General features: G+C 49.1%; 17 protein-coding genes. 15 read left to right on the top strand and 2 right to left on the bottom strand.

Going from position 1 to position 16,375, the window contains the following annotated elements; all coding sequences use genetic code 11:
- The first annotated feature begins 11 nt into the window (after positions 1-11).
- Genes bchL through QUE62_RS06540 form a run of 12 tightly spaced genes read left to right on the top strand, consistent with a single transcriptional unit; the run spans position 12 to position 10,829 of the window.
- Entirely contained in the window at positions 12-917 is a 906-nt protein-coding gene (gene bchL, locus QUE62_RS06595; RefSeq protein WP_108508824.1) for a ferredoxin:protochlorophyllide reductase (ATP-dependent) iron-sulfur ATP-binding protein, read from the top strand.
- 13 nt (positions 918-930) lie between these two features.
- The gene (gene bchM, locus QUE62_RS06590) at positions 931-1,629 is read left to right on the top strand and encodes a magnesium protoporphyrin IX methyltransferase (RefSeq protein ID WP_286225047.1); all 699 of its coding nucleotides are present in this window, start codon (positions 931-933) and stop codon (positions 1,627-1,629) included.
- Positions 1,630-1,637: 8 nt separating this feature from the next.
- A complete protein-coding gene (locus QUE62_RS06585; RefSeq protein WP_286261187.1) occupies positions 1,638-3,068 on the top strand; it encodes a BCD family MFS transporter in 1,431 nt (476 codons plus the stop codon).
- Positions 3,069-3,094: 26 nt separating this feature from the next.
- Complete coding sequence (gene puhA, locus QUE62_RS06580) at positions 3,095-3,865, top strand: photosynthetic reaction center subunit H (RefSeq protein WP_286261185.1); 771 nt, start codon at positions 3,095-3,097, stop codon at positions 3,863-3,865.
- 5 nt (positions 3,866-3,870) lie between these two features.
- On the top strand, positions 3,871-4,566 hold the full coding sequence (gene puhB / locus QUE62_RS06575) for a photosynthetic complex putative assembly protein PuhB (RefSeq protein WP_286261183.1): 696 nt from the start codon (positions 3,871-3,873) through the stop codon (positions 4,564-4,566).
- Complete coding sequence (puhC, locus tag QUE62_RS06570; protein ID WP_286261181.1) at positions 4,563-5,018, top strand: photosynthetic complex assembly protein PuhC; 456 nt, start codon at positions 4,563-4,565, stop codon at positions 5,016-5,018. Before puhB ends, puhC begins: the two co-directional genes overlap by 4 nt.
- A gap of 14 nt (positions 5,019-5,032) precedes the next feature.
- Complete coding sequence (gene acsF, locus QUE62_RS06565; RefSeq protein ID WP_286223284.1) at positions 5,033-6,121, top strand: magnesium-protoporphyrin IX monomethyl ester (oxidative) cyclase; 1,089 nt, start codon at positions 5,033-5,035, stop codon at positions 6,119-6,121.
- Positions 6,122-6,133: 12 nt separating this feature from the next.
- Positions 6,134-6,889 carry a putative photosynthetic complex assembly protein PuhE gene (gene puhE / locus QUE62_RS06560; protein WP_286261180.1) on the top strand — a complete coding sequence of 252 codons (756 nt, stop codon included), beginning with the start codon at positions 6,134-6,136 and terminating at the stop codon, positions 6,887-6,889.
- Positions 6,865-7,773: a chlorophyll synthase ChlG gene (chlG, locus tag QUE62_RS06555; RefSeq protein WP_286261176.1), complete on the top strand. Its 909-nt coding sequence runs from the start codon at positions 6,865-6,867 to the stop codon at positions 7,771-7,773. Before puhE ends, chlG begins: the two co-directional genes overlap by 25 nt.
- Before the next feature lies 1 nt (position 7,774).
- Positions 7,775-9,133, top strand: a complete 1,359-nt coding sequence (locus QUE62_RS06550; protein WP_286223281.1) for a BCD family MFS transporter — start codon at positions 7,775-7,777, stop codon at positions 9,131-9,133.
- Positions 9,130-10,335, top strand: coding sequence for a geranylgeranyl diphosphate reductase (locus QUE62_RS06545; RefSeq protein WP_286223280.1), 1,206 nt, complete (start codon positions 9,130-9,132; stop codon positions 10,333-10,335). Before QUE62_RS06550 ends, QUE62_RS06545 begins: the two co-directional genes overlap by 4 nt.
- Positions 10,332-10,829 carry a TspO/MBR family protein gene (locus tag QUE62_RS06540; RefSeq protein ID WP_286223279.1) on the top strand — a complete coding sequence of 166 codons (498 nt, stop codon included), beginning with the start codon at positions 10,332-10,334 and terminating at the stop codon, positions 10,827-10,829. The genes QUE62_RS06545 and QUE62_RS06540 overlap by 4 nt, the downstream gene beginning before the upstream one ends.
- A 48-nt stretch (positions 10,830-10,877) precedes the next feature.
- Here the strand turns inward: QUE62_RS06540 and QUE62_RS06535 are convergent, their stop codons facing one another.
- The gene (locus QUE62_RS06535; RefSeq protein ID WP_286223278.1) at positions 10,878-12,155 is read right to left on the bottom strand and encodes an NAD(P)/FAD-dependent oxidoreductase; all 1,278 of its coding nucleotides are present in this window, start codon (positions 12,153-12,155) and stop codon (positions 10,878-10,880) included.
- Between the two features lie 14 nt (positions 12,156-12,169).
- Complete coding sequence (locus tag QUE62_RS06530) at positions 12,170-12,508, bottom strand: c-type cytochrome (protein ID WP_286223277.1); 339 nt, start codon at positions 12,506-12,508, stop codon at positions 12,170-12,172.
- Positions 12,509-12,728: 220 nt separating this feature from the next.
- Between QUE62_RS06530 and QUE62_RS06525 the strand changes: the two genes are divergently transcribed.
- Genes QUE62_RS06525 through QUE62_RS06515 form a run of 3 tightly spaced genes read left to right on the top strand, consistent with a single transcriptional unit; the run spans position 12,729 to position 16,365 of the window.
- Positions 12,729-14,426, top strand: a complete 1,698-nt coding sequence (locus QUE62_RS06525) for an ArnT family glycosyltransferase (protein WP_286261173.1) — start codon at positions 12,729-12,731, stop codon at positions 14,424-14,426.
- Positions 14,417-15,691, top strand: coding sequence for an exo-alpha-sialidase (locus QUE62_RS06520; protein WP_286261171.1), 1,275 nt, complete (start codon positions 14,417-14,419; stop codon positions 15,689-15,691). Before QUE62_RS06525 ends, QUE62_RS06520 begins: the two co-directional genes overlap by 10 nt.
- Complete coding sequence (locus QUE62_RS06515; RefSeq protein WP_286261170.1) at positions 15,688-16,365, top strand: hypothetical protein; 678 nt, start codon at positions 15,688-15,690, stop codon at positions 16,363-16,365. The genes QUE62_RS06520 and QUE62_RS06515 overlap by 4 nt, the downstream gene beginning before the upstream one ends.
- The last annotated feature ends 10 nt before the right edge of the window (positions 16,366-16,375 follow it).

The following is a 16,375-nucleotide window of genomic DNA, read 5'->3' as shown; positions in this document are numbered from 1 at the left end:
GGAGCCATGTTATGAACGTAGTCAATATTCCCGTAAGTGAGATGAAGTCACGACGAGCTGACGGAGAGGGCAGTGTTCAGGTACAACTTGATCCCAATTTAAAGATTGGGAAGGCAAAAGTCTTTGCGGTTTATGGCAAGGGTGGAATTGGTAAGAGCACGACCTCCTCCAATCTCTCCGTGGCTTTTTCCAAATTAGGTAAGCGTGTGATTCAGATTGGTTGTGATCCAAAGCATGACTCCACCTTCACGCTTACTAAAAAATTGATGCCGACTGTGATTGATGTCTTAGAGAAGGTTGATTTTCATTCAGAAGAATTGCGCGTCGAGGATTTTGTCTACGAAGGCTACAACGGTGTCATGTGTGTCGAAGCCGGTGGCCCTCCGGCAGGTACGGGCTGCGGCGGCTATGTGGTAGGCCAGACCGTGAAGTTACTGAAAGAACATCATTTACTCGATGACACCGATGTGGTGATTTTTGATGTCTTGGGCGATGTGGTGTGTGGCGGCTTTGCAGCACCCTTGCAACATGCGGATCGTGCACTGATTGTGACCGCTAATGATTTTGATTCGATCTTTGCGATGAATCGCATTGTGCAAGCGATTGGAGCTAAGGCCAAAAACTATAACGTGCGTTTAGGCGGCGTGATTGCTAATCGCAGCGCTGGTACCGATCAAATTGATAAGTTCAATGAAAAAGTGGGCCTCAAAACGATGGCGCATTTTCCAGATCTTGACGTGATCCGTCGCAGTCGCTTAAAGAAATCAACGCTCTTTGAGATGGAGCAATCGCCAGAGCTCGACAAAGTACAGCAAGAGTATCTCCGTTTAGCGGCAGCCCTCTGGGCGGGCGCAGATCCCCTGCCAGCAGTGCCCATGAAGGATCGTGACATTTTTGATCTCTTGGGATTTGATTAATTAAGGCATCAGCATGCAAGAGCATTCGTATCTCGAAAAACGCAGTCAGTTGCAGCAGTACTTTGATCGAACTGCCTTTGACGCTTGGGCAAAATTAACGTCCACTGCACCGGTAAGTGGTATTCGTAAAACGGTACGGGCAGGGCGCGATGAGATGCGTAATGTCCTTTTAGGCTACCTGCCTAATGACCTTCATGGACAGCGAGTTCTGGATGCGGGTTGCGGGACTGGTGCACTCGCGGTCGAGTTAGCCAAGCGCGGCGCGCAAGTGATGGCCACCGATATCTCACCAACCTTGATTGATCTAGCACGCGAGCGCTTACCGACCGATTTGGGTCGGGGGTCAATCGAGTTCTTTGCTGGCGATATGTTAGATCCGGCCTTGGGAGATTTTGATCACGTGGTTTGTATGGACTCCATGATTCATTACCATCGCCGCGATATTACCAAGGCACTAGCGGGGCTTGCGCAACGGACGCGGCAACGGATTGCATTTACTTTTGCGCCTAAGAACCCATTTTTATCCACCATGATTGCCGTTGGACGTTTATTTCCACGCGGTGATCGTGCACCTTTTATTGAGCCAGTTGCTGAGCAAACGCTGGCGAAGTTAATTACACGCGAGCCTGATCTGAGTACCTGGAAGATTGATGCGACCCAAAAGATTGCACGCGGGTTTTATATTTCGCAGGCGATGGTGCTAAGTCGATGATGCGAGTGATGAACCTTAATCTATTCTCGGCCTGGCGACGAATCTCGCCACGGTTTATGCCATTTTCTGATGTGGCAACCAAGGATTTGCCTTTAAGTAAATGGCTACGCTTGGCATTGTTTCAAGTATCGGTGGGGATGGCGACTGTGATGCTGATTGGTACCCTCAATCGCGTCATGATTGTTGAAATGGGTGTACCCGCGAGCCTGGTTGCGCTGATGGTGGCGCTACCTTTATTGTTTTCCCCGTTTCGTGCTTTAGTGGGATTTAAGAGTGATCACCACCGCTCCTTTTTGGGCTGGAAGCGCGTTCCTTACATTTGGTTGGGTAGTTGGTTGCAGTTTGGCGGTCTCGCCATCATGCCATTCTCTCTGATTCTATTGTCAGGGGATTCCAATTGGCCTCATTGGTTTAGTTACATTGCCGCAGCGCTGGCATTTTTATTAGTGGGCGCTGGGATGCAAATTACCCAAACCGCCGGCTTAGCGCTCGCCTCCGATTTAGCAACGACAGAATCCCGTCCACGGGTGGTAGCCCTTATGTATGTGATGTTTCTAATCGGTATGGTCTTTAGTAGTGTGATATTTGGACTATTGCTAACGAACTTCTCACCACTGCGTTTGATTCAAGTGGTGCAGGGCGCCGCAGCCCTAACGATGGTACTGAATCTGATGGCGCTGTGGAAACAAGAGGCACGCCAACCAAAGACTAAGGAGCAGATCAATCAAGAGCCAATCACTCGCTTTAAAGAGTCTTGGAGCCGATTTGCCAAGCAAGACAAGGTGATTCGATTCCTGGTTGCGCTAGGGATGGGAACCGCAGCCTTTAGCATGCAAGACATCATTTTGGAGCCTTATGGAGCGGAAGTACTTCACTTATCAGTAAGCGCTACCACCTTGTTAACCGGCTTGACCTCGATTGGAGCCTTATTGGCATTTATGTTGGCAGCCAAGGTCTTAAATCGTCGGATTGATTCGCATCGCTTAGCTGCGATTGGGGCGCTCTGCGGGATCTTTGCCTTTACTTGCGTCATCTTCTCTGAGCCATTACTGGCGCCTAATTTATTTCGAGTCGGCGCATTCTTGATTGGTTTTGGTGGGGGATTGTTTGCAGTTGGCACTCTCGCAACCGCCATGAGTTTTGATTCCTTGGGTATGAATGGTTTGGTCATTGGTGCATGGGGTGCGGTGAGCGCTACTGCAGCTGGTTTAGCAATTGGCCTCGGCGGGGTGATTCGGGATGTGGTCTCGACCTTAGCAGTATCTGGGTCACTCGGATCTGTTTTGGTCTCACCGGGAACGGGGTACAGCTTTGTCTATCACATTGAACTGTTTTTGTTGTTTGCAACCTTAGTTGCGATTGGTCCTTTGGTCGTGATGAAACGTCCAAAGCCATCGCTGTCAGATTCGAAGTTTGGATTAGCAGAGTTTCCAAGCTAATTCATTGTTAAAGAGGGGAGTACGTTATGGGAACTGGAGCAATTACACAATACGTGGATGTCGCGCAATTAGCCCTGTATGCATTTTGGGTTTTCTTCGCCATCCTCATTTATTACCTCACCATTGAGAGTAAGCGTGAGGGATTTCCGCTTGAGTACGATCAAGCCGGCAAGGTGCGTCGTGCCGAAGGCATTGCAGCGATGCCTAAGCCAAAAACCTTTAAGACCCAATTTGGTGGCGATGTCACGGTGCCACGAGATGAGCCCTTAGAACGTTTGGCTGCTAGACCAGCAAACGGGATGAATGGCGCACCGATTGAGCCAACCGGCAACCCAATGCTCGATGGTATTGGCCCAGGCGCATATGCCAATCGCGCTGATGTGCCCGATCACATGCCAGAGGGCGGCCCTCGCATTGTCCCAATGCGCTTGTTGGGTGACTTCTGTGTAGCCAGACAAGACATTGATCCGCGTGGGCTCAATGTAGTGGGTGCCGATGGCGTACGTGGTGGCACCATTAAAGAGATTTGGGTTGATCGCCTCGAGATGATGATTCGGTATCTGGAGCTTGAGACCACCCCTGAAGCAGGTGCACGTCGTGTGCTATTGCCCATGAACTTTGTTCGGGTCGGTCGCAATCAGGTATCTGTGAAAGCAGTCTTGGGTAAGCACTTTGCTAAAGTACCTGCGACCAAGAGCATGGAGCAAATCACCTTGCTCGAAGAGGAAAAAATTATGGCGTACTTTGGGGCAGGTACCTTGTACGCCACTCCTGAGCGCAGTGAGCCACTGGTGTAATTGGAATGAGCACCATCTACCAATCCCCAGAGCATGAGTTCGAGGCACAGCCCGGATTGCCCGAGCCATTGCCTGAAGATGAGCGTATCCTTTGGCAAGGAAAGCCAGACCTCAAATCATTTGCACTGCATGCAGCGCATTTGCAATGGTTTGCACTTTACTTTTCTGCCATGGTGGTTCTCAAGATTATTGCGATTAGTCGCTCTACGGGCGGATGGGCTGAGGAATGGCCTGGCTTTGCCTGGGCTCTGGGACTGTCTCTGTGCGCATTGACCTTGTTGGCCTTGCTCACCTATTGGTCGGTGAACGCAACGATGTACACCTTAACCAATCGACGTCTAGTGATGCGCATTGGAATTGTGCTGACGATTACATTTAACTTACCCCTCAAGCGTTTAGCTCAAGCAGGTGTCCACATTTATCCAGATGGTAGTGCGGATATTCCCATCAAACTCAATGCGGATGACAAAATCCCATTCTTGCATTTATGGCCCCATGCCCGCGCTTGGAAGTTGGCGCATCCCGAGCCCATGATGCGATGCGTACCGGACGGTGCCAAGGTAGCTAAGTTATTTGCAGATACCTGGGCAACAATGAATCAAGTTGAGTTGCGCCCCCAACCCATCAGTCAGCCCGACTCATCCGTTAGCTCCTATGGACAGGGCATGGCAATCGCAAAGGTATCTCAATCGCGCACATGAGCCGCTCATCGTCACCCCCTCTCAGTAAAACAACGGTTCTGGTGCTCGCACTTGGAGTATTTGCTGTGTTCATTGCTTGGGTGATTACGCAGTCTCAACAGATCGCGCGCTATCCCGATGCGCCAGCAAAAATGATTAAGCAACTCCGATTTGAAGATCGTCCCGATGGCTCAATTGCGGTAGTCGACTATCAATCGAAGCAGCAAGTTGATGTGATTATTGGGGAGGCTGGCTTTATGCGCGGAGCATTACGGACCTTGGCGCAAGAGCGCAAGCGTCGCGAGATCGGTAGCGAGCCACCTTTTGAGTTAATTGCCCGTCAAGATGGGCGCTTAACCCTTGCCGACCCCAGCACCGGACGCATGATTGATTTGGAATCTTTTGGGGTTATTAATTCACAGCATTTTGCACGCCTTCTTCGGACGGATGCAAATCAAACCCAACAACGTTGATATTGGAGAACTAGATGGAATCCGCAGAAAGCCTATTACGAGACCAGATTCCGGCGACCCCGCAAATTAATGATTCAACGAAGAAGGCATTGCAAGATGCCATGTTGAGTCCGCGTTTTTACACCACCGACTTTGCCGAAGTGGATCGGACTAATATTGATGCATTGCGCTCGGAGTGGAATGTTCTAATGGCTGAGTTTGCAGCCGATATTAATTCTGATCACTTTCAGCGGCCTGCTGATATGAGCAAGAACTATTCCAATGTGGATCCGGAGCTCTATGACGAGTTTGTTGATTTCTTGATTAGCTCGATTACCTCGGAGTTCTCAGGATGCATTTTGTATGCCGAGATCAAGCGTAAGGTCAAGAATGAGGATATGAAATTGCTCTATGGCTATATGGCGCGAGATGAGTCCCGCCATGCTGGCTTTATTAATCAGTGGTTAAAAGATTTTGATATCGGAATTGATCTTGGTTTCTTAGCGAAGGCTAAAAAATACACGTATTTCAAGCCCAAATTTATTTACTATGCGACCTACCTTTCGGAGAAGATTGGGTATGCCAGGTACATTACGATCTTTCGAGAGCTTGAGAAAAAACCAGAACTCCGTTTTCACCCGATCTTTTTGTGGTTTGAGAGATGGTGTAACGACGAGTTTCGCCATGGCGAAGCGTTTGCATTAATTATGCGCGCCAACCCCCATTTATTAACGGGGCTCAATAAGTATTGGATTCGGTTCTTCTGCTTAGCGGTCTACAGCACGATGTATGTCCGTGATCATTCACGACCACAGTTGTACAAAGCAATGCAAATCTCACCCACTGACTATGACAAAAAGGTCTTGCGGATTACCAATGAAATTACTAAGCAGGTATTCCCCATCTCTCTGAACTTAGATGACCCCCGTTTTTATGAGTGCATGAACCGCATGCTGGCCTTATTCCAAAAAATGGATGTCTATAAAGCCCGCGGAGGTTTCATAGCAAAAGTGATGGTGCCGCTCTTAGGGGTGCGTGCTGGCCTAGTCTTTGCCCGTGCATATTTCTTACCCGTGCACAACCACGAGTTACCCCGTAATGTCCGCTTGGTCCCCAGCTGGTAATAATCGATGAGCGTGAGTAGCTTTCTCTTTCCGATGCTCTACACCATCTTCTTATGGTGGTTTGGCACCGGAATCATTTTGTTACTCAATCAACGTCCACGCTCGACCCATCAGGCGACCTTTTGGATGAGCGGTATGGTTTTGCTCTTTGCTTTGGTTGGCCTAAAGACTAGTGCTAATCTCAATACAGTGGCTGGAGCATATTGCGGATTTACATGCGCTTTATTGGTTTGGGCTTGGCAAGAGATTGGATTCTTATTAGGGTATGTCACCGGCTCCAGGCGCACTCCATGCCCGCCCGATTGCAGGGGTGTACGTAAAGCGATTTATGCGTTTCAGACCATCTCACATCATGAGTTAGCTCTCATCATTCTCGGAATTGCTGTTGCGGTCGCTACATGGGGTGGCAGTAATTTAGTCGGTTTATGGACCTTTCTCATCCTCTGGGCGATGCGGCAAAGCGCCAAGCTTAATGTGTTTTTAGGTGTGTTGAATCTAAATGAGAAGTTCTTGCCTGTGCATCTTCAATACATGCATAGCTACTTTACCAAGCGGTCTATGAACCCCTTATTACCGATTTCGATTCTCTTGGCAGGTTTAGTGGCCTTACCACTTTGGCAGCATGCGTTTGCCATCAATGCCAACCCGTATCAAATTGCGTCCTCGACCATTTTGGCGACCTTACTCTCGCTTGCCATCTTGGAGCACATCATGATGGTCCTACCATTTTCAACTGACGGATTATGGAAATGGGGACTTCGGTCTTAAACCAAACTTCGCAACGGTCTTGGCCAACTCCATTTGCAATTCTGGAGTTGCTCAAGCCCATTACATGGTTTCCACCCATGTGGGCATTTGCCTGCGGAGTGATTGCAACTGGTGTCGCCATCACCGAGCGTTGGCAGATATTACTCGCTGGTGTATTGCTAGCTGGTCCGATGGTGTGTGCCACTAGTCAGGCGATCAATGACTGGTTTGATCGACATGTGGATGCGATTAATGAGCCCAATCGTCCGATTCCATCGGGACGTATGCCTGGACGTTGGGGTCTGTACATTGCCATTCTTTGGACTGGATTATCGCTTCTAGTGGGTTGGTGGATAAGTCCTTGGGCATTTGTTGCTACCTTAATTGGCCTATTCTTAGCTTGGGCCTATAGTGCACCACCGTTACGCCTCAAACAAAATGGTTGGTGGGGCAATGCAGCTTGCGGCTTATCGTATGAAGGTCTTGCATGGTTCACCGGTTCCGCGGTGATGTTGGGGGACGTGTTTCCCTCAACCGCATCGATCACCTTGGCTTTGCTCTACAGTATTGGCGCACACGGCATCATGACCTTAAATGACTTTAAGGCGATTGAGGGTGATCGCCAAATGGGTGTGCGTTCATTACCAGTGCAATTGGGTATCAACGGAGCGGCTTGGAATGCCTGCTTGATGATGATCATCCCGCAATATCTAGTGGTTGGATTCTTGTATTGGCATGGCAGTTCATTTCATGCATTGGCGATCCTGGTCTTAATCATTGCGCAATTGCTCATGATGAAGTATTTCTTGGGGGACCCCGTAAAGCGCGCTTTATTCCTAAGCGGTTTTGGTGTCCCATTATTTGTGAGCGGCATGATGGTCAGTGCCTTTGCAGTAGGTCGATAAGATGACGTCACATACGACCACCCTCAATTGGTTTGGAATCGCTCGCTTAGGTCTGGTGCAAGCCTCCTTGGGTGCGGTGGTGGTATTAACCACATCAGTTTTGAACCGAGTGATGGTCATTGAACTCGCGCTTCCTGCTTTATTACCTGGATTGCTAGTGGCGATGCACTATCTGGTGCAATTTATCCGACCCCGTATGGGTTTTGGGTCGGATCGCAGCGGTCGTTCAACGCCCTGGATTCAGGGTGGGATGTTAGTTCTGGCGAGTGGGGGTGTGTTAGCAGCAAGTGCTGTCGCTCTCATGAGTCGTGATGTCAGTTGGGGTATTGGTCTTGCTTTTATTGCTTTCATGATGATTGGCTTGGGAGTGAGTGCAAGCGGTACTGCCTTACTGGTACTCCTGGCAAAACGCGTGGATGAGAAACGCAAAGCCGCGGCCGCAAGTTGTGTTTGGCTGATGATGATCTTTGGCTTTGCCATGACCGCTGGAATTAGCGGAAAACTGCTCGACCCATTTTCCTTTGAACGCCTCATCATGGTGTCGCTTGGGGTGTCGTGTTTAGCCTTAGTCATCAGCTTCATTGCGCTGCATGGGCTTGAGCCTAAATCATTGGCGCAAGCGGCACAAAACGCCAATGAACCCAAGCTGCGCTTTAAAGAGGCCTTAGCCGAAGTATGGCAAGAGTCCCGAGTGCGCCGCTTTACTGTATTTGTCTTCATTTCGATGTTGGCATATAGCTCGCAAGATTTGATCTTAGAGCCATTTGCAGGTACTGCGTTTGGTTTAACGCCTGGAGAAACGACAAGCCTATCAGGCCTTCAGCATGCAGGCGTGCTTTGCGGGATGCTTTTGTGTGGATTTGTTACGAGTAGAAGTAAGAATCCCAATTTATCATCCTTACGGATGTGGACGGTCGGCGGTTGTATTGCCTCATCGCTCGCCATGTTGAGTTTGGTGATGTCTGGATTAGTGGGCCCAGGTTGGCCATTCTTTAGCACGGTATTTATATTGGGCGTATCCAACGGTGCGTTTTCAATCGCTGCGATTGGCTCCATGATGCAATTTGCTGGCATGGGCAAGGAGCGTCGCGAAGGTGTGCGAATGGGAGTTTGGGGCGCAGCGCAAGCGATTGCCTTTGGTCTGGGTGGCATTTTAGGAACTGGAGCGAGTGATCTTGCGCGTTATTTATTAGGCGACCCAGTGACCGCCTACGCGAGTGTGTTTTTCATTGAAGCCATTTTATTTATGGCTGCTGCCATCTTGTCCTTTTATATCCGACCAATTGAACGAATTACCAAGTCCCAGTCGATTGAATCATCAATCCCTCGTCAGCTTATTTCCCATGGAGGATCATCATGAGTACCCTAGAAACCTTTGATGCAGTGGTCGTTGGTGGCGGGCCCGCGGGGGCGACTGCTGCGGGCGATCTTGCCAAAATGGGGCATACGGTCTTACTACTTGATCGTGCAGGGCGTATCAAACCCTGTGGTGGTGCAATCCCACCCCGTCTGATTAAAGACTTTGAGATTCCCGATGAGTTATTGGTGGCTAAAGCCCGCTCGGCTCGCATGATCTCGCCCAAAAATAATCAAGTGGATATTCCGATTGAGGGTGGCTTTGTGGGAATGGTCGATCGCGATCAATTCGATGAATGGCTTCGAGTCCGAGCAGCCAATGATGGCGCTACGCGTCGCACTGGTATTTTTGAGAAGATCACACGCGATACCGATGGCACTGCAATTGTTCACTATCGGATTCACTCAACGAATCGATCTGAGCCAGAGAAGACCGGCGCAGTCCGAGCGAAGGCGATTATTGGTGCTGATGGCGCGAAATCAGGAGTCGGGCGTCAAGCCATCCCTGGGGCCAAAGATGTGGACTATGTGTTTGCCTACCATGAGATTGTTCGAGTACCCGAGGCACCTCCTCAAGGTTATGACGGATCGCGTTGCGATGTGTTTTATCAAGGGACGCTATCCCCTGACTTCTATGGTTGGATCTTTCCTCATGGCAATACCATGAGCATTGGGACCGGCAGTGCTGACAAAGGGTTTTCATTGCGTGGTGCCGTTGGCCAATTAAAGAAATTGACCAATTTAGAGAACACCGAGCTTCTTCGTCATGAAGGCGCACCGTTACCGATGAAGCCACTTAAAAAATGGGATAACAATCGGGATGTGATTTTAGCTGGCGATGCCGCTGGAGTCGTTGCTCCCGCCTCCGGAGAGGGGATCTATTACGCCATGGTGGGTGGCCGCCTAGCCGCAGAATCGGTGCATGAGTTATTGGTGACAGGAAATGTCAAAGCACTAGCCCAAGCACGTAAGCGTTTCATGAAAGAGCACGGTACCGTCTTTTTGGTACTTGGGATCATGCAACGTTTTTGGTACGGCAACGATAAGCGGCGTGAGCGTTTTGTCAAAATGTGCGAAGATAAAGACGTTCAACGTCTAACTTTTGAGTCGTACATGCATAAGAAATTAGTCCGCAAAGACCCCATGGCCCACATCAAAATCTTCTTTAAAGACATGGCCCACCTTTTGGGTATGGCTAAGGTATGAGTGCAGAATGGTTTGCACACTATAAGCCGATCATTTTTGCTGTTGTTTGGGGTTTAGTGCTCGCATTGGCTGGGGCCTGGGCTACCGATATCGGTGAGTGGTATAAAAGTTTGCAGCAGCCTGCTTGGAAACCGCCCGATTGGGTATTTGGTCCCATGTGGTCCACCATCTTTATTCTTGCGGGCATCGCTTTTGTGATGGCCTATCACCGAGCTCCTAATCAAGAGACCATTCGCATGTTGGTCATTCTCTTTATTGTGAATGGCTTATTTAATTTCATCTGGAGCGTGTTGTATTTTCGGATGGAACGACCGGACTGGGCTCTGATTGAGGCGGTTGGGTTATGGCTTTCTGTATTAGCGATTGTGCTGGCCACCCGTTCGTATTCGCCGATCTCTAGCCTCTTAGTATTGCCATACTTGGCTTGGGTCTCGGTGGCCATGCTTTTAAACTGGACCACGATTCAATTGAACGGCCCATTCGGTCGGGGTTAATAAAAAAGCCAAGCATTGCGCTTGGCTTTTCTCGGGGCAGGGTACTTATTAACCCAAGCTATCCGCCCAAATATTACGAGCCCAACCCCAGGCATAAACACCCTCGAGTTTGGTGGGTTCGGACGATAAGCCACCAGACCCAGGAACAGTCTTGAAGGTCTTATCTTTAGCATCGTACTGGTGGACGCTAGCAACGTGGACCACCTCGTCTGCATTGACGAAGCTATAACAAGTGTTGGTGAGTACAGGTGCTTGATTAATCTCAAAGCCGCCGAGCTCAGCAACCACAGCTGCTGCTGCAACCTTCGCATGCGAGTTCGCCATGTGGCCTGATTTAGGCATTGCTGGCGCAATCTGAATCGAATCACCAAGAACATGAATATCTTTGGCGGCAGTGGATTCAAAGTTGATGTAGTTCACATTGACCCAACGGGCATTCGAGTTGGCAATGCCGGTCTTCACCGCAATATCACCTGCACGCATGAGGGGTAGAACATTCAATACATCAGCCTTAACATCGTTTTGTACATCAAATTTGAGAGTCCTTGTTTTGCTATCAACCTCAACCACGTTGTGCTTGGGGCGGTATTCAATCATGCCGGGATACATCGATGCCCAAGCTTTCTTAAACAGACCGCCCTTGGAGGTCACATCATCATTCGCATCCAAGATCAATACCTTGGACTTGGGCTTAAATTGCTTAAAGTAACTGGCCACTTGGCAGGCCCGCTCATAAGGCCCAGGAGGGCAGCGATAGGGTGCCATTGGGATGGAGATTGCGTAGACGCCACCATCTTTCATAGACTCCAGTTGTTTGCGAAGCAGGACGGTTTCAGCACCAGCTTTCCATGCCTGAACCGTAACCCCTTCTTGGTTGGCCTTATCTAAGCCTTTGATGGTATCCATCATGAGACCAATGCCAGGTGACAGGATTAGCTTGTCATACTTCATTGAGCCGCCGGAGGCAAGACGAATAGTCTTTTGCTTTGGATCAATGGCGGCCACCATATCCTTCACAACCTTAATGCCGTGACGCTTCGTCAAGTTGTCATAGGGGGTTGAGATATTCGAGATGGTGGTATGGCCTCCAATCACGAGATTGGAGAGTGGGCAAGAAATAAACTCAGGATTGGGTTCAATTAAGGTAACTTGGGCGGTATTGTTTGAGAACATCCGCACATACTTGGCAGCGGTTGCTCCACCATAGCCACCCCCAACCACGACCACATTGGCTTTACTGATATTGACAGGAGGACTGCTTGCGCAACCGGCTAATACGCCGAGAGAAGCAGCTGAACTAACACCTAGAAAGTGACGACGATCCATTTTTTTATCCTCAATTATTTTTTGCCAAGTACATTGGAAATGGTTTGAAGTTGCTCATCGGTATAGCCTTTGGCCAACTGATGCATGATGGTGCCAGTTCTGGCGCCGCTCTTGAAGGCCTTGAGTTGGGTGAACATCGCATCGGGCGTTAAATGATTAATTTGTGGCATCCCTGCATTGGGTACGCCAACGCCATTGGTGCCGTGGCAATTAGCACAAGTAGCTGCCAAGGAAAGTTGATTGATATTAGCTGGACTGGTCTGACTCGCGGCAATACCGCTAAAGGTCAGCAAACCTGTGGTGCCAATGCTAAGCCCTACGAGCTTGAGCTGACGTGCAGATGGAAAGTGCATTTTAATAATCTCCATTGGTTTTAATGCGAACAACAAAAAGCTTTAGTGATATTAAATGATTGATGGGCAATATTTAAAAGAATGTCTCACGAATTCAATACTTATTAGTCATAATGATATAACCCAAGGAATCCCCTGGGATTAAGGTTTTCCCTAGGTTTTGTGCAAATCTAATTGGGAAATGAAGAGGCCTATACGCCAGACTAATAAACTAGCGACTATGCAAACGCCCATTTCTATTCCGTCGATTCTGTTTGGGCTCGTTCTAGCATGCATTACTTATCTGTATGGGGTTGATAGTCGCTTTGCTCCCAAGAATGGCGATGAATACCCTTATACCCATATTGTCCGCATGACCAATGCATCCGATGCATGGTTGCCGCTGCAATCAGAAATGATCGGTATTAAAAATACCAAGCCGCCATTGTTGTTCTGGCAGGGCATGCTCTCAAGCGAGCATGGCAATGCATGGTCGCTATTTAATTTGCGCTGGCCCAGTTTGGTGTACACCGCACTCACAGCCCTCCTAATTGGGTTGAGTGCAATAGCGATTAGTAGAAATCGTTCGGTTGGAGTGTTGGCCAGCATCATTTGGCTTGCCTTTTTTAATACCTATCGCTATGGGCGCCCCTACCTGGCCGAGCCCCCAGAGATCTTTTGGCTCTCCCTTCCATTTTTTCTGTTACTCATCGTTGGCAAAAGACTGGCTGACTCTAGATTCTTATTCCCATTAATCACGGGTTTTGCCATTGGTTGCGCATTGCTTTATAAATCGGTGGCCTACATTGTTCCTGCCTGCCTCGTATTATCCCTGTGGTACTGGCAATGGCGCGATCGTCGGGTGATGGAGTACATCCAGCGCGACCTCCTCAAAGTGATCTCGATTGGCCTGATTGCATTAGGCTTATTTGCACTGTGGTTTGTGTTGGATCCGGACCCGCTGGCGATCTGGAATGAGTTCGTGATTGGTGAAAATGCAGGTAAGTTCGCAGCCAGAAATACGAGTTATTTAAAAGACTTCGTCTGGGGTGGGGATAGTGTGGGCATGCTCTTAGTGACCGGAGTGGCTAATGCCGGATTTTTAACATTCGCGGTATTCAACCTCTTTTATCTGGCAATCAGTGATCGCAAGCCAATGAGCACCGAAGAGAAGTTGCTATGGATTTGGATCGCAGTGTTCTTCATTATCTTTTCTCTTCCAAGTCAGCGCTCAGGCCGATATCTGCTACCGATCATGCCAGCGATTGCGATCTTACTGGCTATTCATTGGCAGCAACTCAATCGCTGGACCTTATGGATTGGCTTGGTATTGCAGGGCGTTGTCTTGGTGGCTTTGACATGGCTCTCTTGGAACATCTATCTTTGGTCCTATCCCGTATGGCATTGGTTCTTACTGCTTGGTGCAATCGGCATCGTTCTAGCTGGGCTAGTTCAGACCCGTTTTACCAAGACAGCAACATTACTGGCTTGTTTTCTCACGATGCTGAGTTTAAGTAGTAGCATCATGCCGCTTGATGGCGTGGCAGGGCGGTTTGATACCAAAACCATTACCGCACTCCAAGGTAAAACGGTGTGGTTCCCTTGCGACTTTCGAGCTAAAGACGAGGAGTATCGCTTTTTGATTCCAGGCGCTGAAATTAAGGGCTATCCCGCGAGCGAGGCTAAAAATCTCACCCAGTTGGCTAATCGCTATGCCTATTTTGCAGTTCAGGCCCCGGTGAATACCAAGTTTGCCCCATGCCCCGATTGTGAGGTGATTGGTGAGCGCCTTGAGATGCGTGCCCGACACTCGTCTGATGAGATTAAGGCGATGCTGTTGGGCCAAGTGAGCGACAATCTCTTTGTGAAAGAGTACATCGTGTTTGCCCCATTCAATATCGGTAAAGATACCTCCACCGAGAAAGATGCATGTCGATGATGCGGGTGTTGGCATTTGTATTCTTAGTGGTTGCGATCGCAATGGCGTATTTTCAGTTGGACGATCATCCCGCTTGGGCTGATTTTCAAGTTCCTAGCGAGTCAACCAATACCGATCCAATCCTATCGTCCATTCCAGGCCCATCGAAAACGAAGACCATCGTTAATGCGCCTACATTGCAGGGCTTAGCGGAGTGGTTACCTGATACCACAAGACCCTCGGTGCATGCGGCAAGTGTCATTCCATTAAAAGACGGAAACTGGCGTGCGTTTTGGTTTGCTGGTTCGCGAGAGGGCGCGGCCGATGTGGTGATTCAGAGTGCGGTGTGGGATTCAACAAACAAGCAATGGGGTCCAGCGAGCGTGGTCCTCGATCGAGAGGGTGCGCAAGCAAGTCTCGGACGATACATTGCCAAGCTTGGTAATCCTGTGCCCATGCGCAATATCAATGGGCAATTACAACTTTATGTGGTAGCGGTATCGATCGGCGGTTGGGCTGGTAGCTCCATCAGTGTGATGCATTCGGATGATGATGGATTGACTTGGACTGGCCCAAAACGTCTCATCACTACACCCTTAATTAACCTCAGTACCCTAGTGAAGGGTTCTGGATTTTTGTTTGCCGACGGCACCATGGGAATGCCGGTCTATCACGAGTGGATTGGTAAATACGGAGAGTTATTGCGGCTTGATCCGAGCGGTCAAATGCTTGATAAACGACGCATGACCTCGGGCCGTGGCACTTTGCAACCCATTGTCTTTATTGATGATGCCAAGCATGCGAGCGCTTATTTTCGTCAAGCTCGTCGAACGGGCGCCAAGCAAATTCCGGTGAGCTACACCACTAGCGCTGGTGAGCGTTGGGAGTTAGCGCCTGACTTGGGTCTACCCAATCCGAATGCAGCCATCACTGGAGTGGAGCTATCGGATCGAACTCGTTTGATGGTCTTTAATGATTTAGAACACGGACGTCATCGCTTGGTCCTCGCCGCGTCATGGTCCGGCCAGACACAAGCAGATAGCAGCCAGCCAGCTAAGAGCAACTACTCTCCATGGAAGACGATTGCCGTGCTTGAGGATGAGACGGCCTCAATGACCAACCCCAAGGAAGAGTTTTCCTATCCCTATATGAGTCTGAATCAACAAGGCCAAGTCTTGCTGGTCTATACCTGGAATCGCAAGCGAATTAAGTCGATTCTTTGGGATGCTGGTAACTTACAGTCGTATCTCCAGCATATAAAAGCAGAAACGGATCAAACCCCATGACCTTGGCTACCCTCATTCATCAGCTGCCGCTCATCGAGATCAGTCTTGTGACGAGCATTATTTGCTTACATCTAGTTCGCTCCATACTCAATAAGGCTCATGGCTTGATTGCGGGCTTGTTCTTTGTCACCATTGCATCACTCGTTTTATTGGCCCCATTCGCTGCAATTGGTGCACCTTGGAACTTACCGTTTGCAGCTTACATTCGTGGCGTGACTGGCGATTTGAGTATTTTGAGTCTGTTGCTAATTTTATTTACATGGAGTGGATGGAGTGCATTTCGAATCGCAAGCGTGACCCCAATACTGATTGCAGTGATAGCTATCCTGTTTTATCCATTTGCTTTGGGACTTACCTTTTTTGACACCTACGCTTGGGGTTACCACTCTAGCGTTTTTGCAGGAACTGTTTTGTTGATCGCCGCAATTTATTTCTTTGCCAAGCACTCCTGGGAAGCTCTGATGTTATCGATTGCCGTGATTGCTTGGTCCATTCACTGGCATGAGTCGAATAATTTATGGGATTACCTCTTAGATCCGTTTCTCGCTGCCTGGGCAATTGGATTAAGTATTCGATGGGTGATTTGGGGCAGACCCAAACAAAATGATCTGGATGGATGGGGCATCGATGCAAGTCTGATGGCGCGTCGCAAACGCGGTCGGATGTTTGGCTAATGCCCAAATA

The organism is Polynucleobacter sp. HIN9 (assembly GCF_030297635.1).
Lineage (GTDB): Bacteria > Pseudomonadota > Gammaproteobacteria > Burkholderiales > Burkholderiaceae > Polynucleobacter.
Note: the sequence above shows the minus strand (reverse complement) of the source record. Positions and strands in the feature narration are given on the sequence as shown.